We start from the raw sequence: 18803 nt of genomic DNA, 5'->3' as shown, positions 1-18803 counted from the left end.
GGCCCGCGGCGGTCAGGCCGGTTCGGTCTGCTCCTGCGGCGCGGTCGCGCCTTCCACCACCTCGCCGGGCTTGTACTTGGTGTCGCCGAAGTACAGCACGCGCCACTGCGCCAGGTTGCCGATGAACCAGTGCGAGATCGAATCGTGGCCGTAGCCGTCGAAGAAGGTCTCCACCGCCTCCGGCAGCAGGGTCTTGTTGTCCCACGCGTCCAGCATGGTGCGTTCGGCCAGGGTCAACGTTTTGCCGCGCTCGCGCTTGCGGCGTAGCGCCACCATCTTGCCGACCAGCGTGTCGGTCTCACTGGCCAGGCCCTTGCGCTGCTTCTTGACCTCGCCGAGTGCGTCGCTGCGCGCACTGAGCGCATCGGACGCCCGGTTCCACTCGGCGATCTCCTCGCTGGTCATGCTGGAGGCGGCGTAGTCGTTCCCATACGGATCGCGCAGCCGCATTTTCTCGCGCCGCAACGTCTTGACCTCGTCCTCGAGCTGCTGCTGCCGCTGTGCCAGGCGCTGCATCGACGGCAGCTTGTCGCCACGCGCCACGCGCACCTTCAGCCAGCGGTGCAGCAGCTCCATGTGCGCGGCCTGCACGTCTTCCATGCGCCCGCGCTTGATCCGCACTGCCTGCAGGTAGGCGTTGTAGGCCGCCTGCAGCTCGGGATCGGTCTTGTCGAACTCGGTCCGCACCGGCGACGGCAGGCGCGTCACCGGGTTCAGCAGCACGCCACCGGCCAGCGCGATGTCGTACATCTCGTTGAGCGCGAAGCGGGCGATGCTGTTCTGCCGTCCCTGGTGCTGCGGGTCGTAGCCACCGCCCACGTCCGAGTGCACGCCCGGGTACCAGATCTCCTGGGTGTTGTCGGGATAGCGCGCATCGTCACGGGTGGAGTCCAGCGGGAACTGGCCGCGCAGTTCATGCGCGGCGGTCATGTGCACCGACTGCACGACCATCTGCGGAATGCGCATGCCCTCGCCCCAGCCGTTGTGGCCGTTGCCCGCATTGACCGCCGCATGCGCCAGCGACGGCCACACCGACACCACGGTGTCGTACAGGCCAACGAAGCCGATCCGGATCGGCGTCCTGTCGCGATACAGCCAGGTGCCATCGGGCTGCCGCTTGCACAGCGCGACCAGATCGCGCACGAAACCGCGCGCCTGCGCGGCCCCGCGCGAGAAGCCGAACACCGCCACATTGAGGATCACGATGCGCATGGATGGCGGCTGCTGCTGGATCTTCATGTCCAGCTCTTCCAGCGCGTAGTCGATGCGCTCGCGGCCGCCCTTGCCGATCGCCAGCCCGAGCATGCCACCGGTATCGCCCACTTCGGGGCACGGCGTTCCCACCCCGGCAATGTAGGTCGACACCACATTGGGGCGGCCATCGATGCGTGCGCTGTACAGCCGCGCGATGTTCGACAGCGCCCGCTCGGATTCGGCCTTGGCCAGCTCCGCATCGCGGTTGTTGCCGGTGCCGTCGAAGTACACGGTGAAATGCAGCGCCTGGCTGCAGCCGGTGGTCGCATCCTCCTTGTCCGGCAGGGAACAGCTCTGCGCCGCCTGCCGCTGCTGTCGCTCGGCGTCGGTCATCGGGCGCGTGCCGCGCGCCAGCCGCGCGGTACGCGCGGTGGGGTCGGCATCGGCCACCGGCTCGGGCGAGCCGGGCTCCAGGTCGACCTGGCCGGGAATGGCGGTAGGGTCTTGGGCCGTCATGGGCGTGCTGCTCCGTCATTGGCGATGTGGCCCTTGGGCAGCACCTCGCGGCGGGAATCCCAGTAATCCTTCGAGCGGTCGATCAGTTCGGCCTCGACATGGCCGTCCTGGTAGAAGTGCAGCAGCAGGGTGCGCGGGTCCGGCGGGTACGGTTGCCGCACCGTCACCACCGCCGAGCGCGGTTCGCGCGGGCCGACGGTCTGGTAGGTATTGGTGGTGAGGTCGTAGCGGTCCGACAGTTCCCACTCGACGCGGATCGACAGCGGTTTGTCGTGCTTCGGCGCCAGCGGCCCCATCACCGACCCGCCGTTGGTATAGGCCGATACGCCGCCCATCCACTTGCCGTCCACGCGCACGTCATGCAGATAGCGGTCGCTGTAGTTGAAGGCGAACAACGTCAGGTACGGCGAGCGCGGCTTGGGTTTGGCCATTGCGCGGGCGCAGCCTGCGCTGGCAGCGGCCAGTACGATCACGGCCACGACGATCCACAGCAGCGGTTTGTTGCTCAGCATGACGACTCCACGACGCAGTGGGCGGCGCCGTTCGCGCGCCCGGTTGACGATTGAATGATGCCCGGTGCGTTCACCAGCTCTCCTCCATCGGCCACACTTCGTCGCCGATCTCCTTTGCGTTGCGCCGCCCGTCCGCGAAGTCGCGCAGCCGCACCTGCCACTCCGGATCCTCGCCCAGGTCGTCGCCGACCAGCAGCGCCCACGTGCAGACCATCACCACCCGGCGGCTGTCCTCGATGCCGAACGCGGACGCCACGGCCACCGCGTTGCGTAGAAACGCATACCAGTTCGCCGACGGCAGGCGGTCCAGCAGCTCCGGGTCGGTAAGCTGGAAGTGCTCGATCAGGGTGTAGGGATACGACGCGTCGATCAGCGCGTGGCGCTGCGGCGCGTCAAGCGTCCACGGCACGGCATGCGGGTCCTGCGCCGGGCAGTGCAGCGTCAGCGTGTCCCAGCGGTGGTCGTGCGTCACGTAATGCCAGCGCTCGCCCACCGCCAGGAAGTCGTGCCGCTGGGCATCATCCAGCGCCTGTACCCACCACGGCAGCACCCGCCCATCGTAGAAGCGCGCGATGAACTCCTTGCCGTTCGGATAGCGCGCATCCAGGCGGCGCGCCAGCCGCTGTGCCAGTTCACCGCTCTCCAACGGCGACTCCAGCAACGTCAGCGCGCCGAGCGACTGTATGTCCTCCTGCAGGCGCGGCATCGCCTCCTCCAGGTCCAGGGCCGCCGGAAGCGGCACCAGATATACCGAGGTGTCGGCGCTGCCGTCGGCCAGCAGACCGTCAAACAGGCGGGACGCCGCATACGGCAGGCGTTTCAGTACGGCCTGGGGCTGCGCGCACTGCGCACCGTCCAGCAGCAGATAGCGACGGAACGCCGCGTCCAGCGGCAACACGGTCGTGCTCGGAAACCGGGTCGGCAGCATCGGTCAGCCCTTCGGGGTCAAGGGAGCGGCGCGCTGCGCGGCCAGCAGCAGGCATTCCTTGCACACCGACTGCGGGAACACCGGCAACGGATAGTTGCCGCTGCCACCGGGCAGGAACGACTTCTTCGCCGCGTGAACGGTGATGTTGCCCGGCGCGGTGAAGGTGATGTTGCCGCCCTCGATGGTCACGCTCGCGCCACCGGCGGTGGCCACATGCACGGTGCGGCCTGCCGCCAGTTCCACCGCGGCCTGTGCGCTTGCCGCGCGCAGCCCTGCCTTGGACTGCACGCGCAGGCTGTCGTTCTGCGCCTGCACATCCAGCACGCCCAACCCGGCCACCATGCTGAGCGTGCGCGTCTGCGCCCCCTGGCCGGTACGCGCGGCGGCCAGCACGCCGATGGCCTGGCGGCTGTGCCAGCGCGACTGCCCGAGCACGATCGCCTCGCTGGCCAGGCCGCTGCCCAGCGTCAGCGTCTCGCCCAGGCTCCAGTGAATGGACTGACCCGCGCGATGCAGTACGCCCCCCGGGGCGGCCAGCCCCAGCAGGGGATCGCCGGCATGCGGCACCCTGCCCTCGCCGGCCGATCCGTCGCGGTCGCCGGCGGCGGCACGCGCATCGGCAAAGGTGTCACCGGGCACTGTGGCCCGGGCGCTGCGCAGTACCGCGTCAAGCGGCGCAGCGTCGTCGACCAGTTTGGAATGCTGCGGGCGGCCCACGCCCTCGGCGCTGGCCAGCTTGACCGTCAGGTGCGTGCCTGCGGCCTGCGCGAACGTGGTCCCCAGGGTCTTCAGCTGGCTCAACAACGCGACCGGCGCGGACACGGTACCGGCCGGGGACGCCGCGCCACCGGCGTACGCACTCAGCCACAGGCCGGCGCGGCTGCGCAGGCTGCCCCAGGCATCGGTGCGCAGTTCGAAGCCTTCGCCCCGCAGGCTGCCGCGGAAGTTGTCGGCCTGGTGGATCAGGTGTCCGAGGGTGAGCGCGCTGCTCGACTGCGTGGTCGCCAGCTGCAGGCGCAGCTGCGCGTCACTGTCGTCGAACAGCAGGCGCGAATGCCCTTCGCCGGACCACTCGCGCGACTGCACGCCCCACAGCGCGCCGGGATGACGGTGCGCGTCATCGCCGGCCGCGGCGGCGTGCCACGCGGGCGCCTGGCCGCCACTGCGATTGCCCTGTGCGCTGGCGATCCGGTCGGTCGCCTGGGCATACGCACCGGTGTCGGTCTCGGCGGTCTTGCCGCCGGGCGTCGGGGCAACGCCCGCCTCGCCCTGTCCGTTGTAGAGGCTGCCCACCACCACGGGCCGATCGATGTCGCCCTCCAGGAAGCCCACCAGGACCTCCTGGCCGACGCGCGGCAGGAACTGGCTGCCCACGCCCGGGCCGGCGTAGCGCTGCGCCACCCGCAACCAGGTGCTGTCCTGTGCGGTGCCTGCATCACGGCGATCAGCCTGGAAATGGAAGCGGACCCGGACCCGGCCCAGGCCGTCGGCATGGACCTCCTGCGGGCCACCGCCACGCGACGCATCGCCCACCACCACGGCGGTCTGGTAGCCCGGCGCCAAGGGGCGCGGATTCAGCCGCGCGCCGGTCTCGTCCTGCAGGATCGGGCGCCACACCTGGTCGCGCGCCACGGCCGAAAACGTCGCCGCGAAGCCATGCCGGCGCGCGTCGTCCCACAGCGGTGCAGCGTCGGCATCGGGCTGCACGGCCGGCCCGAGGGCCGCCTCCAGCGCATCGCGGGCATCGGCCGGCAGATTGTTGATGCCGGCCAGACGCAGCGACACCAGCAGCAGCTCCGCCGGCGCGTCGCCCGGCAGGTCGCACAGCTGCAGCCAGTGCCCAGCCGTCGCGCTGCGCACGGTGCTGCGCCCCTGCCAGCCATTCCAGCGGGCCTCGCTGGCCTGTGCCATCAGACCCGCGTAGCGATCCGCTTCATGGCGATCCACGAAGGCATAGGCGCCGGTCGGATCGTAGACCTCACGCTCGCCGCTGCCGCCGCCGTCCAGCGGCACGCCGGCGCCCAGCGAGCGCACGGTACGGTAATCGTCGCTGTGCAGCGACAGCGACTGCGCGCCCAGTTGCCGCCGCTGGCCAAGCGCCTGCACGGCATCGTGCTGCTCGGTGCCGTCGGCACGGTGGAAGCGGATGCCGCCACTGCGCGCGCTCACCGCGTCCTGCGGCTGCACGCCGCTGTCGGCAAACAGCACCAGCGCGTGACCGCCGCCGTCGCCGTCATCTGCATCCGGCTGCACGCGCCAGCCGAGGCCTTCTTCGGCCAGCAACCGATGCACGAAATCGAGATCGCTTTCGCGGTACTGCACGCAGTAGCTGCGCTGGCGCGCGCCCTTGAGGAAATCGGCCACTTCTTCGCTCCAGCGCCAGGCCACATTGCCCTGGTGCGCGGCGAACACGCTGTCCACGATCTGCTGCAGGGTCTGGTCCTGGAACACGCGGCTGTGGCGCGTCTGCGCCAACCAGCAGCTGGCATCGCAGAGCGTGATCCGATAGCGCGCCAGGCCACCGTCGGCGCCGAGCAGATGCGCTTCGGTCACCACCCCGGTGCGGGCGTGCATGGCGCCGTCAGCGAGCCGCGTCTGCAGGCTCGCGCGCGCGCCCAGCCAGGTCTCCAGGGGAAGATCGGCCTGCAGTGACAGGAATGTCACCTCGTGCCGAAATCCCTGCGACAGCTGTTCCTGGCCGTGCCACTGCTCTACCACCACATCGGGCGCGGCCGGCAGTGAAAGCTGGTACAGACGCTGCTCGCCCGACAACCGGGCCGCCTGCGTCATCAGGTTCCGTAGTGCATCCATGGCTCACCTAGTCGTGCACGCCACGGGCGCAGCCCGCGACGCTTCCATCCCCTGTGGACACGACGGTAGCAGATGCCAATGACAGACGCACGCTAGCAAGACGCTGCCTGTTAAAGCAGCGTCAATCCATGCTGTCTCAATACGTTCCGTACGGAACTTCGACGGTTACCGGCTTGCCGGGCTTGCCCACCGGTCGCAGGGTGAAACGGTCCAGCGCGCCGTCGTCATCGGCGAAGGCAGTGGACTGGAACTGCAGTGTGTAGGTGTCCGCGCCGACCTTCACATTGCCCGCCGCATCCAGCGTGGCCGACGGCGGCAGCAGCAACCCACCGAGGTCGCTGTACGCCTCGGCGGCATCGAAGAAGGCGTAGCTCTGCAAGGCCCCTTCGCGCTTCATTTCGTACACGCGCGGTTCGTAGGGGCGGTTTTCGTTGGTCCCTTCGTTGAGCACGTCCGACACCCAGACGCCCGGCAGACGGTAACGCTGCTCCAGGGCAGTTGCGTCCAAGCGGTCGCTGGTCACCACCATGCAGCACACGGTGCGCTTGCCCTCGCGGTCCAATATGGCGAACCGGGTGCCTTTGGCCGTCTCCGTCGGCAGCATCGCGAAGGGAACATCCTCCAGCGCAGGCTCAGCGCCGTTCTCGGAGTGGAGGTTGCGCCACCCGCCGAAGCCCTTGGCATCGGTCGTGGCCTGTGCGGCGGCATCCAGGCCGGCCACCAGTCCCAGCGCCAGCAACAGCGCCTGTGAAATTGTTCTTCCCTGCATGTCGGCGACCCTTCCCCGGTGTCAGTCAGTCATGGATTCCCCGCCCCCATCGCGGGCGCGGACCTTCACGGTGCGTGCACTATGCACCGGCGCCGGTCGCCAGGCAAACACCCGTGGCCCGCCATCACTCCGCGCGCAAACGCAGGCTAGAATCGGGGTGTTCCCATCACGAGATTTGCCATGCTGGATCAGGATGCCCTGCTGGCCCCCATCACCGACCACGCCCCCGCCGGCGAGGATCTTGCCTTCTCCCCCGAGTTCGACCGTATCCAGGAAAGCCGGCGCGCCGACGACCCGACCCTGGACCAGGGCGAGTGGCAGACCGACATCAAGTACGCCGACTGGTCCAGCGTCGCGCGCGAATGCGCCGACCTGCTGCAGACCCGCACCAAGGACCTGCGCCTGGCCGGTTGGCTGACGGAGGCGGCGACCCAGGTGGAAGGCTTCCGCGGCCTGGCCGTTGGCTACCGCGTGGTAGCCGGGCTGTGCGACCAGTACTGGGACGTGGTGCACCCGCAGGCGCCGGACGACGACCAGGAAGAACGCATCGGCAATCTGAGCTGGCTGCTCAGCAATTCCCTGCAGTGGCTGCGCAACGTGCCGATCGTGTCGGCGCCGCAGGGCCGTTTCACGCTCACCGATTTCGAAGTCGCACACGCCCGCGCCAGCAACGGCGGCGACTATCACGACGACCGCCCCGGGCTGGAACAGCTGGAAGCAGCGCGCCGCGATACCCAGCATGAGTTCTACCGGCAACTGGTGGAGATCCTGCCCGAGTGCGCCGACGCGCTGGTGACGCTGCAGGCTGCCGTGGACAATCGGCTGGGCCTGGATGGCCCCAGTTTCAGTGCGGTCCGCGAACAGATCGAACACCTCCAGCGCACGGTGATGCGTTTCGCGCGTGATGCAGGCGTACTGCTCGACGGCGAGGTGGTCGATGAGCTCGACGCCGAAGACGCCTTCACCGCCCAGACCGCTCCTGGCGACACTGCCCCCGCCGCCGCACGCGGTCCCGGCGGCGCTCCGACCACGCGCAAGGAGGCGCTGCAGCAGCTGCGCCAGGTGGCCGAGTTCTTCCGCCGCACCGAACCGCACAGCCCGGTGGCGTATCTGGCCGAGAAGGCCGCGCGCTGGGGCGAGATGCCGCTGCACGTGTGGCTCAAGCGGGTGATCAAGGATTCCAGCGTGCTCGACCAGATGGAAGAAATGCTGGACATCAACCAGAACCTCGACGGGCAGTAAGCCCGTCGAGCGTCACGCCGTTACTGGATCTTGAACTCGATGCGACGGTTGCGTGCGCGACCGTCCAGGCTGGCGTTGTCGGCCACCGGTTCGTCCGGACCCTTGCCGACCACGTCCAGGTGGTTGGCCGCGATGCCCTTCTGCACCAGGTAGGCCTTCACCGCCTGGGCGCGCGCGTGGCTGAGCGCGAGGTTGCTCTCGCGCTGCCCGACATTGTCGGTGTGGCCGATCACCACGAAACTGGTGTCGCCCATCTGCACCATCTTCTCGGACATCTCATCGAGGATGCGCATGCCCAGCGGGGTCAGCTTGGCGCTGCCACTCTGGAACTCGATGATGCGGTTGGCCAGGGTCTGGTCCAGCAGCTTCTGCTGGGAGCCCACCTTGAGCGCGTTGGTCACCGTGTAGGAGGTGTTGCTGGCCAGACTCAGGTCGCTGGCCACCTGCTGGCGCAGCGCCTCATTGCCGACCTCGCCGCTGACCCGCACCGACTGGCCGTTGATCTCCAGCTTGCCCGGCGACACGCGCTTCAGCCCCGGGTTGATCATGCCGGCCACGTAGTCGCCCCAGTTGGGCGGCGTCGCGATCGACTCGACCTGCACACGGTCCACCACCCGCTCGGCACCGTAGACCTCACGCAGGTTCTTCAACAGGCGCGCCTTGGTGGCCTGGTCGGGCACCACCCCCTCGATCACGACCGGGCGCTCGGTGGCAGCAGCCGCCGGCGCGGCCTGGCCGGCAGCGACGGCCGTGCCGATCGACGTCAGCGCGGCCAGGACAAGTACAGAAGCAGAACGAAGGCGCATGGTCAGGTTCCCAGGAAAGTCTCGCCGAACAGGCTGCGCGCCGTGCTCAATGCCAGGTCATCGCGATCCAGATAGCTGGCAAAGCGATTGAGGTTGTAGTCGCTGTGCAGGTAGTCATCGACCCATTCGGCCTGCTGCACGCGGATCAGGAAGTCACCGGCCTCGGCCGGGTCCAGCACGGCACGCAACGCGTGCCGGTCTGCCCCGTTGAACCCCACCACCATCGTCGGCGCGGCATCGTTGCGGATCAGGACGGCCAGCTCGAAATCGCCGCGGGCAACGAAGCACGACACGATGTCCAGCCAGAATGCCGCCACCAGCGGCCGATACAGCGGGTCGCGTACCAGCGGGAACACCAGCGCCCGGTCCACGTTGACGTCGCCGCCGCTCAGCACCGGCTGCAGCAGCAGGCCCAGTGCCGGCAGCGCCTGCTTCAGCGCGATCTCGGGATGCCCCGCATCGCGCAGCAGCCGCTCCATCGAACCGATCGTCTGGCCATCGAGGAAGTCACGGAAGGTGGCGTTGTAGGCACTCGGATCGGTGCTGATGCTGAAGCGCGCATCGGCCAGTTCGTTCAACGCCGGACCGGCGTCTTCGTCGCTGAAGGCCTGGCGCGCCATGCGCGACAGCCCCGACCACGCGTTGGACATCGCCAGCGGACTGCGGCCGATGAACGGCAGCGGCTCGGCCGCCTCCAGGCGCACCGCCGACAGCAGCGGGAACCGCCGCTGCGAGGCATCGCGACTGGCCAGGAAGTGCCCGCACAGCACCAGCTTGCTGCGCGACCCGAGGAACGCGTAGTGGATCTCGGGCGAGGCATCGTACACGCGCTTCCAGTCCGGGTTCTGCGCCAGCAGTTCCACGCTCTCGCCGGCCCAGCGGTCCAGCCAGCCAAGCAGCTGGTGGTTGTCCGCCGCGCGCACGAAGTCGCCGCGCGAGGGCACCTTGCCGAAGTAGGACACCCCGGCGCTCACCGCGCGGCTCATGGCGTACCTCCGGTCGACTGCGCAGGCGCGGTCGCCGCGGGTGCACCTGCAGCGGCCGGCGCAGTGGCGCCCGGCGCGGTCGGTGCGGCCGCGACCGGGCCGCTGCCGGCCACGGTCTGCGGCAGCTGCAGGCCGCGCTGCCAGTCGCCGCCATCGGCCGCAGCACCGGCACGGCGCACCACCCGCATCTCAACCGTCACCGCCACGCCATCGGCGCTCCAGGTGATGCGGCTGCTGCCGCCTTCCAGGTGCTCATACTGGCCTTCCTTCATCAGGCGGCTGAAGCCATTGGCACCGGCGGCGTTGAACACCTCCACCGTACGGCCATCCGGCGCCACCGCGGTGACCTTCGCACCAGGCACCTGGCCCAGGTTCGGGTACTGCATGGTGGTCCACTGCGGCGGCGTATTGCGATAGCGCAGCGTCTGGCCGTCGATCTCGATGGTGTACTCGATCGCGCCGGTAGCCGGTGCCGGCAGCAGTTCGAAGATCGTGGTGTCCTGCGAAGCCGCACCCGCCGCGCCGCCGCTGACCCAGTTGCCGTACTTGGCGACCAGCTCGTTGGACAGGGTGATGCCCATGCCCGCCCAGCGCCGTGCTTCCAGCAGGTTGCCGCGCTGGATCACCAGGGTACCGAGCGCGTCCTTGTTGAACGCGGCGATGCTGCCGCTGGCGCCGAAGATCGCCGCGATGTCGCTCGGTGCGGCATCCACGTCCGAGTTGAGATTGAACGGATACTGCTGGCCGATGCGTGCCTTGAACGGCTCGTACACCTGCGCGCCCCAGCTGCGGTTGACCTCGCCCTCGGTCGGCTCGACCAGCGCCATGAACGTCTGGGTCAGCGGACGCAGCAGCAGCGGACGCAGCGCGTCGCGCTGGGCCGCATCGAGCCCGGTCAGCACCTGCTCGTCGACCAGTGCCAGCGCCACGCTCAGCTCGGACCCTTCATTGCTGAAGGTGTCCTGCATCAGCTTGCGCGTGCCTACGCCCAGCTCGCCCTGGCTCTTGATGTTGTTCAGGCGGGCACGCAGCTTGCCGAGCGTTTCGAAGTACGCGTCGATCACCGCCGGCTGGTCCGCACGCTTGGTGGTCAGCTTGGCGATGCCCTCGAACGCCTTTCCGATCGGACCCACCGGCTGCTGCTGGACGGCCGCTTCCGGGTCCTTGCGCAGGATGGTCTTCTGGAACCACGCCACGAACCCACCCTTGGCCTTCTTCGAACGCGCCTCGGCGGCCGGATTGTCCCAGATGGTCTGCTCGTTGATCTTCTCCAGCAGCAGGCGCAGCGGCGAGTTGGTGGCGTCACCCAGCGTGTTGATGCGCGCCGTGGCCTGCTCGAAGGTATCGAACTGGGCGATGCTCAGCCCCTGCATGAACTTGGTCCACTCCTTGGCGTACTCCTGCTTGTACAGGGTGACCAGTTCGCGCGAGATGTGCTCCGGACTGCCGGCCAGCGACAGATCGCTCTGCTCGGTGGTATCGAGCACCCAGTCGGTGGTACTGAGCTGGGTGTTGGCCGCTTCGTTGATCGCGTCCTTGACGTAGTCTTCCCACGCCTTGCGCGAGAACGCGCCGGAAATGGCGTAGCTGCCGGTGATCAGGCGGGCATTGCGCTCCTCGCCGACCAGCGCATCCACGGTCACCGTCGGGAAGCGGGCACCGGCACGCGCCTTGATCTGCGCGAACACGCGCTGCATCGCCGGCTGCCCCTTCATCACCTTGGTCAGTGCCTGGCGGCTGTCGCTGACCAGGGTCACCTTGTTCTGGATCTGCGGCCAACCCGGATCGGCCGACTGGGCCACATAGAAGTTCATCAGCTTCTCGGCTGCCCGCACCATGTCCTCGCGGCTCATCTGGCCGCGGTTGGCATCCAGCCAGTTGCGCCAGAACAGGGTCAGCTGCTGGGACAGATGCGCGCTCTCCACCTGCTTGCGGTTGCCCAGCATCAGGTAGGTCTTGAGGGCGTTGTACGCATCGTTGGTGCTGGTCGGCGACGCGTTCTGGTACAGCACCTCGCTCTCGGCTGCCGCCTGTGCGCCCTGCCCCAGCTTGTCGCGCTCGGCAACCACCTGGCCGAGGTAGCCTTCCAGGCTGCTCACGGTCGGATCCAGCATCACCTGCTGCATGCCGTGGTAGTACTCCTTCATCAGCTTGGCGCGGATGTTGTCGCCCTGGTACAGACCCAGGCTGGTGGTGATGCCGCCCTGCTTCTTGTAGCGGTCCAGCTGCTCCATGCGGTCCTGCAGCAGCAGCAGCGCATCAATGCGCGACTTCAGGTCGACCCGGTCCTTCTGCACGCGGACGGCCTGTTCCAGATCCTTGGTGGCGTTGTTCACCAGCTGCACGTTGGTGGTGTACGACCAGGTCCACAGGCCCAGCGCGAGCGCCAGCACGCCTACCGCGCCAAGGAACACGCCGTAGCGCAGGCGGTTCTGGTGCGGGCTGGAGTACTGCCGCACCAGTTCCTTGTCCGAGAAGATCACCTTGCGGAACAGGTCCTTGAGGAAGAACGCGGTCTGCCCGGTGGGCGCGGCATCGGTATCGGCGCCGCGCGACGACAGCGAGAACTGGCGGCCAACGCGCTCGGAGGCATGGTGGACCGAATGCCCTTCCTGCAGCGCACTGCTGAAATAGAAGCCACGGAACACCGGCTTGAACTGGAACGGGTTGTCCTCGAACAGCGTGGCGATGAAGGTGCGCAGCGCCGGCTTGATACCCACGAACTCCAGCGGCAGCGTCAGCAGACCCGGCGACACCTCGCGCCCGCGCTGCATGGCCATGTGCGACAGGCTCATCTCCTTGATGCCTTCGGCCAGCTCATCGAAATGGGCATCGAAGGCGGTCAGCGCATCGCTCTGCGCCTGCACGTCGAACGGCAGCGTCGCGCCCCACACGCTCTCGCGTTCGGATGGATCCAGGTTGCGGAAGAACTCGCTGAACCCGGCGATCAGATCGGCCTTGGTGAACAGCACATACACCGGCGCGAACACCTCCAGCCGCTCGGTGATCTCCTGCACGCGCTGGCGCAGGTTCTTGGCCAGTTCGATGGCGAACTCCGGCTTGCTGCCGGACAGTTCGGCGATGCTCACCGCGATGATCACGCCATTGATCGGCGCGCGCGGACGGTTCTTCTTCAGCAGGCCGAGGAAGGTCAACCACTCCATGCGGTCTTCAACGCTGACCGAGTAACGGCCGGCGGTGTCCAGCACGATGCCGGTGGTGGTGAAGTACCAGTCGCAGTTGCGGGTGCCGCCGATGCCCTGGATCACATTGCTGCGGTTGTCCTCGAACGGGAACTGCAGCCCCGAGTTGAGGATGGCGGTGCTCTTGCCCGCCGCCGGATTGCCGATGATCACGTACCACGGCAGTTCGTACAGCGCCGCTTTGCCCTTCAGCGCGCCCAGCCGTGACGTCTTGATCTGCTTGACCGCGTCCATCATGCGCGAGCGCAGCGCTTCGGTGTCGGCACGTTGCGCCGGTTGCGCCGCAGCGACCGCCTGGTCGGCCTGGGTCTGCACCATCGCTTCCACGCGCTTGGCCGCCCGCCGGGCCAGGATGCGCTTGATCACCCACACGATCAGCGCCAGCAGCAACAGCGCTGCCAGCACCACCGCCACCCAGATGCCGATCTGCCGCGCCTCGGCCGCGCCGAAGTACGCCAGCGACCCCGCGCCGATCAAGCCGATCACCATCCACAGGCGATAGTCGCTGAGGAAGAATCTGAAATTACTCAACATCATCTAGGCGTCCAGGGTTAGGCCGGCGACAAACTGTCGGCCGACGGGTCATGCGAAGAAGGGAAATCCACCAGCGCCGCCACGCGCTGGCTGGGCGCGGACACGCCGAGAATGAGTGCCGCGCTCTGCGCAGCCACTGCATGGGCATGCGCCAGCGTCACCAGCGCCAACGGCAGTACCGGCCCGAGCTCGCCGGCGCAGACCGGCAAGGCGAGCGCCTGCCGGCCGATGTCCAGATCCGGGTTGACCGCCGTGGCGGCGGCCGAGGCATCCACCGCCAGCTCGCTGCGCTGGTCGGCATCGTGCAGCACCATCTGGACCTGCTCCGGCGGCACCGCCAGGCCGGTCAACAGGGTGCGCCCGAGCGCCTCGCTCTGCCGGCGGCGTTCGGCCGCACCGGCCTGCGGCGCCACCTCGACCCGCTGCGGCCGCCACAGCCGGGGCACCTCGACCAATGCCGGCGACGGCGTGGCGAACAGCACGCCCGCGGCACCTTCACCGGGGATCATGCCTTCCTTGTTCTGCCGGTGCAGGATGCGGTTCTCTTCCAGCCATGCCGCCACCACACCCGGGTCAATCGCCGAGCTGCACGACAGCAGCAGATACCACTGTGGCGTCCCCTGCCCGACGGCATCGGCAATGCGCTGCACGCGCGACCACACCTCACCCGCATCGGCGGCGATGCCGACGTCGACGGTGAAGCGCCGCGCATCCAGGCCATTGGCCTCGGCCCGGCCCTGCAGCCATTCGGCGCAGAAGCTACGCACCGACACCGACCAGTCGGCCGGCACCAGCAGTTCAACGGCCAGCACCGTCTCCACCACCTGCTCATCGCGACGACGCAGGCCGGCCACCACGCGTTCTTCGGCTACCTCCAGTTCGGGCAGCGCGAGCAGCGCCTGGGCGAGCAGACTGTCGGCCACCGGTTCCAGCAGCGCCATCGCACGGCGCTCGGCCGCGCGCGTATCGAATGCACCCATCTGCGCTTTCAGCACCCGGGCATCGTCCAGGTCGGCGGACGCGCACATCAGCAGCGGCAGTCCGTCGCGATCATGGAAGCGACCGTCCAGGCCGGGTCGCGGCAACGCGCCCACGGCCGCCAGCAAGGCGTCGGCGTCCATGTCCAGGCCCAACCGCATGTCCGCGGCCAGCACGGCCACCGACGACGGGCGCGGCGCGGCGTCCGCCGCCGTGGCGGCCGCCGGCGTGTCCGCAGCAGCCGGCGCATCGGCCGCGGCCACGGCTTTGTCCAGCAACGAGCGCCCGGCATTGCGCAGCATGAAGCCGGCACTGCTCACGCCCACCGGCAACAGGCCCAGATACGCCAGCATCTCCATGCCGGTCGGTACCGTGCCGCTGTTGCGCCAATAGAAAATCACGCTTCCCCAGGTCACCGCGAACACCGCGATCACCGAAAACGCCTTCCCAAGTATCCCGGACATCTAGCGTCCCGCTCCCTGAGTCATCGAACCATCCTGTTCCGTCGAACCGACGCTGCCTGTCAGTTGATGCCTGTCGTTGCCTGTGATGCGATCAGCGTGGCGCCGCATCCGGTGCGGTCTCCATCGCGCGCTACCGGATTGCCGTCGATGATCACCGTGGCGTCGCCACTGACGATGGTGGTCGGCCCATGTGCCGCACACACCGCCTTGTCACCAATACGCGCCACCGGCTTGCCGCCGATGTCGGTTTCGGCTGCGCCGCTCACCACCGTGCCACCGTGGCTCAACTTATCCCCGACTACAACAAATGGTCGTGACATCAATCATGCTCCTTGATTGCGTGCGCATCCGGTCATTCCATCGCCCCCTGTACCCCTTGGCGATCCGGATCGTCCCGCAACGATACCAGTAGACCGGCGAAAGTATCACCCTCCCGCCAATTCAGCTTTCTTCGCCGCACGCGCCGCGCGGCAGCGCTGCGACATTTCCACGTGCACATAATCCTTGATGCTGCGCCAGTTGCCGCCCCACTCGAGCCCGGCCTGTTCGGCCAGCTCGCCATAAAGGAAATAAGCGCGCTTGGTCCACGGGTCGCCCATGTCCCACTGCAGCTTGCCATCACGGATGGGCGCGCTGTCCACGCCCAGCCCATATTGATGGCAGCTCTGCCAGGCACCGGCACGCGTGGCCTTGCCGCCACTCATCAGCTCGGCCTGGCGCTCGGGGCTGCGGTACCCCTCCACCAGCACCATTTCATACCCATATTGTCGGCGCATGACTTCGTAGATCGCCAGCACGCGCTGCTGCAGATCCGGATCGATCTGAGTCCATTTTCTGTCGGCCGTCACAATTTCTGGTCGCGTGCGGCGGATTTCTTCCGTTGTGAAGACTTCCGGCGGCGGCGGCGGCGGCGGGGTCAGCCGCTCACCGCGCAACAGCTGGGCCACCATCGAGCCGGACGCGGACAGGTCGTCGCCCTGGAATTCATCGAGCACCACATTCTGCCGCGTGATCAGAATCACCAGTGGCGGAATCGACAGCAGCAGCGCTGCCGCCGCCAGCACCGGCCAATGCCGTCGCAGCGCGCCCTGCGCCGCACCCAGCTCTTCACGCACGCCGCCCTGCAGCCGGTCGGTACGCTGCGATACGCGCCGGCCCGCGCCACTGGCGGCCTGGCCGACGCGACCGAACCAGCGGCCCACCTGCGCGTGCACGCGGTCAAAGGCGTCGGGAAACATCAGCACCCAGCACACCATTGCCATCACCACCAACAGCACCACCGCTCCTATGACAATGACGACCACTGCTGCTCCCTGAGATACGCTGTTGACGGCCATGCCCCAGTCACTAGAATGGGGCGGTTCGCTTTCGGCAGACGCCGACCCAAACAAGGGCTGGATGCACTTGAATAATGGCGGAATAAATCGACCAAGTCTGCTCTCAGGGGGAGCGCAGGCGAAGAGTCCGGCAGCAAGCTCTGGCCGGATCCTGGCTGACATGGAAGGACGGCCGGTGGCCGGCGCTGCACGCGCCGCACCCGCAACCGGTGCCCGATCACGTCGTTGGCTGTGGCTGTCGCTTCTGGCGCTGGCTGTCGTCGTCGTGGGCGCGTTGGCCGCCTGGCGGATGACTGCGGGCACCAGCGGCGAGGAACCGATCGGCTATTCGTTGCCACCGGAAAGCAGCGTCGATGCATCGGCGGCGCCGGCACCCGACGCGGGCGGCGCGACCATCGTCGATGCGGCGCCGGCTCCTGTCGACACCGCACCCGGCGCAGCGTCTTCCGCGACCGGCGCAGCCACCGATGCCGCCGCTCCGGTCGCCCCGGTCGCCGCTGCCGCGGCAGCCGCGGCTACGGCCAGCACCGCGACGGGCGCTGCACGACCGGCCGCAACCGGCGGCGCCATCGCGCGCACCGCACGCGACAAGCCCAAGGGCGACGAGAATCTGCTCGGCACGCTGTTGGGCATCATCAAGGAAGAGGACAAGCCCAAAGCCAAGGCCAAGGCACAGGCCAAGCCGGAGACGATGGATGCGTTGATCGCGCAGATCCAGGCCGACGAACGCCAGCAGGACGCGGACGCCAACACCGCGTTCGACAGCATCGGCGGCAAGAAGTCGACCGCCTCGACCAGCTCCAACATCCAGTCGCAGCTGCGTCGCTGCCCGGGCGCCAACACGCTCAAGGGCATCGACTGCCGCCGCAAGATCTGCGCTGCGGTACTGGGCAAGGATCCAGCCTGCCCGGCGATGTAAGCGGCGCGTCACGCGGCATGAATGCACTGCGCCCCGACGGACGCTCCGACGACATCAGCGTGCACTGGTTGTGGGCCACGTTGCTGGCCATCGGGCTGTGCATGCTGGCGTTGACCGCCTGGTTCGCGCGCGATGAACTGCGCTTCCGCGCCGAATCGTTGAGCGCCAACGGCGAGGTGGTCGGTGTGGTCGACGTCTGGTCGACCGATCGCGACGGCGATGGCCAGCGCCGGCAGTTCTACTGTCCGCGGATCAGCTTCATTGCGGTGGATGACCAGCCCTATCAGTTCGTCAGCGGCCAATGCAGCTTCCCGGCCGACCATGCCACCGGCGATGCGGTGAAGGTGCGCTATCGCGCCGATGCACCCGACGAAGCGCGCCTGGACAGCACCTTCGCCAACTGGGGCCTGTCCCTGATCTGGGGTGGCCTCGGCCTGCTGCTGACCGCCCTCGGCATCGGTCTCGGCGTGCTGCTGTGGCCACGGAAAAGCGCGCGCGGCACGCGCAGGCGCGCACGCTGACCCACCGCGTCGCGCATGTGCGCATCTGTGCGTCAGCATTCACATTGCCAACAGGCTGCTTGTTACTATTCAAGGCATCACTGTCAAAGGAACCTGGCATGCTTTTCAACCGCACCCTGATGGCCGCAGTGCTGCCAATGACACTCATCCTGGGGACGGCGGCGTGCCACGCCGATGACGGCAAGGCGGCCGCAACGCCGGCAAAGGCATCGACCGCCGATGCGGCCAGGGCGGTGGACGCGCTGAAGGCGAAAACCCGCGCGCAGCTTGTCCAGGTCAAGGGCGGCACGTTCCTGATGGGCGATTTCGGCCCGCAGCACAATGACGAAAAACTGCCCTACTCCGGCGTCACCGACGATGACGTGCTGCGCCAGGTGACGCTCGACGACTACGCCCTGCAGGCACGCAAAGTGAGCTATGCCGACTTCGATGTGTATACCGATGCGGTGGGCAAACCGCGGGTCGCGCAGAGCAGGCTGGATCAGCCCTACCGCACCCTGCCCGATATCGCGGCAGGCGTGAGCTGGCCGCAGGCCGTTGCGTACTGCGAATGGATCGGCAAACAGATTGGCACCCCGATGACGCTGCCCACCGAAGCCCAGTGGGAATATGCGGCGCGTGCCGGCGGCAGGATGTGGGTGTACGCCACCGACACCGGCACACTCGACGACGGACGCAATGTGTCCAGCATCGCCCAGTACGATGCTTTCGCCGACATGCACGGCACGCGGTCGCGGACCAGTTCGCTGGGCGCATTCCCGCCCAATCCCCTCGGTCTGTACGACATGGCCGACCACGGCTATGAGTGGGTCGCCGACTGGTATGCCCCCGAGTACGACCCTGCCCAGACGCGCAATCCGCGCGGCCCGGCCTCCGGCACCGAGCGCGTCCAGCGCAGCAGCACCGATCGTGCCGCCGATCAGCTGTCGATCACGTCGATGACCTTCACCCGCAATCACCGCGTGCCCGAACCTGGCCCGATGACCGATGGCGAAGGCAATGTGGTGGAAGGCAACCCCAACCCGAACGGCGGCAACGGCTTCCGCTGCGCAGGCGCGGCACGCTGAGCCTGGGCATGCAGGC

15 protein-coding genes are annotated in these 18803 nt (G+C 68.0%); 4 read left to right on the top strand and 11 right to left on the bottom strand.

The window, feature by feature from the left end; translation table 11 throughout:
- Nucleotides 1-12: 12 nt before the first annotated feature.
- From ACO6VK_RS10525 to ACO6VK_RS10505, 5 genes are all read right to left on the bottom strand, one after another.
- On the bottom strand, nucleotides 13-1710 hold the full coding sequence (locus ACO6VK_RS10525) for a T6SS phospholipase effector Tle1-like catalytic domain-containing protein (RefSeq protein ID WP_422506879.1): 1698 nt from the start codon (nucleotides 1708-1710) through the stop codon (nucleotides 13-15).
- On the bottom strand, nucleotides 1707-2222 hold the full coding sequence (locus ACO6VK_RS10520) for a DUF3304 domain-containing protein (RefSeq protein WP_422506877.1): 516 nt from the start codon (nucleotides 2220-2222) through the stop codon (nucleotides 1707-1709). Before ACO6VK_RS10520 ends, ACO6VK_RS10525 begins: the two co-directional genes overlap by 4 nt.
- Before the next feature lie 70 nt (nucleotides 2223-2292).
- The gene (locus ACO6VK_RS10515) at nucleotides 2293-3120 is read right to left on the bottom strand and encodes a DUF4123 domain-containing protein (RefSeq protein WP_422506875.1); all 828 of its coding nucleotides are present in this window, start codon (nucleotides 3118-3120) and stop codon (nucleotides 2293-2295) included.
- A 33-nt stretch (nucleotides 3121-3153) separates the two neighbouring features.
- Nucleotides 3154-5961 carry a type VI secretion system Vgr family protein gene (locus ACO6VK_RS10510; protein ID WP_422506873.1) on the bottom strand — a complete coding sequence of 936 codons (2808 nt, stop codon included), beginning with the start codon at nucleotides 5959-5961 and terminating at the stop codon, nucleotides 3154-3156.
- A gap of 136 nt (nucleotides 5962-6097) precedes the next feature.
- The gene (locus tag ACO6VK_RS10505) at nucleotides 6098-6730 is read right to left on the bottom strand and encodes a decarboxylase (protein WP_422506871.1); all 633 of its coding nucleotides are present in this window, start codon (nucleotides 6728-6730) and stop codon (nucleotides 6098-6100) included.
- 180 nt (nucleotides 6731-6910) lie between these two features.
- Here ACO6VK_RS10505 and tssA point away from each other — a divergent pair, with 180 nt between their 5' ends.
- The gene (gene tssA, locus ACO6VK_RS10500; RefSeq protein WP_422506869.1) at nucleotides 6911-7972 is read left to right on the top strand and encodes a type VI secretion system protein TssA; all 1062 of its coding nucleotides are present in this window, start codon (nucleotides 6911-6913) and stop codon (nucleotides 7970-7972) included.
- Nucleotides 7973-7992: 20 nt separating this feature from the next.
- Here tssA and ACO6VK_RS10495 read toward each other — a convergent pair whose 3' ends face one another.
- From ACO6VK_RS10495 to ACO6VK_RS10470, 6 genes are all read right to left on the bottom strand, one after another.
- Nucleotides 7993-8778 (bottom strand): OmpA family protein, encoded by a 786-nt coding sequence (locus tag ACO6VK_RS10495; protein ID WP_422506867.1) that lies wholly within the window; start codon nucleotides 8776-8778, stop codon nucleotides 7993-7995.
- A 2-nt stretch (nucleotides 8779-8780) separates the two neighbouring features.
- Complete coding sequence (gene tagF, locus ACO6VK_RS10490; protein WP_411851208.1) at nucleotides 8781-9764, bottom strand: type VI secretion system-associated protein TagF; 984 nt, start codon at nucleotides 9762-9764, stop codon at nucleotides 8781-8783.
- Complete coding sequence (gene tssM / locus ACO6VK_RS10485; RefSeq protein WP_422506864.1) at nucleotides 9761-13504, bottom strand: type VI secretion system membrane subunit TssM; 3744 nt, start codon at nucleotides 13502-13504, stop codon at nucleotides 9761-9763. Before tssM ends, tagF begins: the two co-directional genes overlap by 4 nt.
- 14 nt (nucleotides 13505-13518) lie before the next feature.
- Nucleotides 13519-14943 carry a hypothetical protein gene (locus ACO6VK_RS10480; protein WP_422506862.1) on the bottom strand — a complete coding sequence of 475 codons (1425 nt, stop codon included), beginning with the start codon at nucleotides 14941-14943 and terminating at the stop codon, nucleotides 13519-13521.
- Nucleotides 14944-15002: 59 nt separating this feature from the next.
- A complete protein-coding gene (locus ACO6VK_RS10475) occupies nucleotides 15003-15263 on the bottom strand; it encodes a PAAR domain-containing protein (protein ID WP_026070970.1) in 261 nt (86 codons plus the stop codon).
- A gap of 105 nt (nucleotides 15264-15368) precedes the next feature.
- Entirely contained in the window at nucleotides 15369-16280 is a 912-nt protein-coding gene (locus ACO6VK_RS10470) for a M15 family metallopeptidase (RefSeq protein ID WP_422506860.1), read from the bottom strand.
- 160 nt (nucleotides 16281-16440) lie between these two features.
- Between ACO6VK_RS10470 and ACO6VK_RS10465 the strand changes: the two genes are divergently transcribed.
- The 3 genes from ACO6VK_RS10465 to ACO6VK_RS10455 are packed head-to-tail and all read left to right on the top strand — an operon-like array spanning nucleotide 16441 to nucleotide 18787.
- Complete coding sequence (locus tag ACO6VK_RS10465; protein WP_422506858.1) at nucleotides 16441-17199, top strand: hypothetical protein; 759 nt, start codon at nucleotides 16441-16443, stop codon at nucleotides 17197-17199.
- Nucleotides 17200-17216: 17 nt separating this feature from the next.
- Complete coding sequence (locus ACO6VK_RS10460) at nucleotides 17217-17720, top strand: DUF3592 domain-containing protein (RefSeq protein ID WP_422506856.1); 504 nt, start codon at nucleotides 17217-17219, stop codon at nucleotides 17718-17720.
- Nucleotides 17675-18787 (top strand): formylglycine-generating enzyme family protein, encoded by a 1113-nt coding sequence (locus tag ACO6VK_RS10455; RefSeq protein WP_422506854.1) that lies wholly within the window; start codon nucleotides 17675-17677, stop codon nucleotides 18785-18787. The genes ACO6VK_RS10460 and ACO6VK_RS10455 overlap by 46 nt, the downstream gene beginning before the upstream one ends.
- The last annotated feature ends 16 nt before the right edge of the window (nucleotides 18788-18803 follow it).

Source organism: Stenotrophomonas sp. GZD-301 (assembly GCF_049310345.1).
GTDB lineage: Bacteria > Pseudomonadota > Gammaproteobacteria > Xanthomonadales > Xanthomonadaceae > Stenotrophomonas.
Note: the sequence above shows the minus strand (reverse complement) of the source record. Positions and strands in the feature narration are given on the sequence as shown.

What these genes read in the sequence shown, in the direction of transcription:
- ACO6VK_RS10475 (WP_026070970.1), bottom strand. Translation starts at nt 15,263, where the DNA reads ATGTCACGACCATTTGTTGTAGTCGGGGATAAGTTGAGCCACGGTGGC.
- tssM (WP_422506864.1), bottom strand. Translation starts at nt 13,504, where the DNA reads ATGATGTTGAGTAATTTCAGATTCTTCCTCAGCGACTATCGCCTGTGG.
- tssA (WP_422506869.1), top strand. Translation starts at nt 6,911, where the DNA reads ATGCTGGATCAGGATGCCCTGCTGGCCCCCATCACCGACCACGCCCCC.
- ACO6VK_RS10510 (WP_422506873.1), bottom strand. Translation starts at nt 5,961, where the DNA reads ATGGATGCACTACGGAACCTGATGACGCAGGCGGCCCGGTTGTCGGGC.
- ACO6VK_RS10465 (WP_422506858.1), top strand. Translation starts at nt 16,441, where the DNA reads ATGGAAGGACGGCCGGTGGCCGGCGCTGCACGCGCCGCACCCGCAACC.
- ACO6VK_RS10505 (WP_422506871.1), bottom strand. Translation starts at nt 6,730, where the DNA reads ATGCAGGGAAGAACAATTTCACAGGCGCTGTTGCTGGCGCTGGGACTG.
- tagF (WP_411851208.1), bottom strand. Translation starts at nt 9,764, where the DNA reads ATGAGCCGCGCGGTGAGCGCCGGGGTGTCCTACTTCGGCAAGGTGCCC.
- ACO6VK_RS10495 (WP_422506867.1), bottom strand. Translation starts at nt 8,778, where the DNA reads ATGCGCCTTCGTTCTGCTTCTGTACTTGTCCTGGCCGCGCTGACGTCG.
- ACO6VK_RS10470 (WP_422506860.1), bottom strand. Translation starts at nt 16,280, where the DNA reads ATGGCCGTCAACAGCGTATCTCAGGGAGCAGCAGTGGTCGTCATTGTC.
- ACO6VK_RS10460 (WP_422506856.1), top strand. Translation starts at nt 17,217, where the DNA reads ATGAATGCACTGCGCCCCGACGGACGCTCCGACGACATCAGCGTGCAC.
- ACO6VK_RS10520 (WP_422506877.1), bottom strand. Translation starts at nt 2,222, where the DNA reads ATGCTGAGCAACAAACCGCTGCTGTGGATCGTCGTGGCCGTGATCGTA.
- ACO6VK_RS10525 (WP_422506879.1), bottom strand. Translation starts at nt 1,710, where the DNA reads ATGACGGCCCAAGACCCTACCGCCATTCCCGGCCAGGTCGACCTGGAG.
- ACO6VK_RS10480 (WP_422506862.1), bottom strand. Translation starts at nt 14,943, where the DNA reads ATGTCCGGGATACTTGGGAAGGCGTTTTCGGTGATCGCGGTGTTCGCG.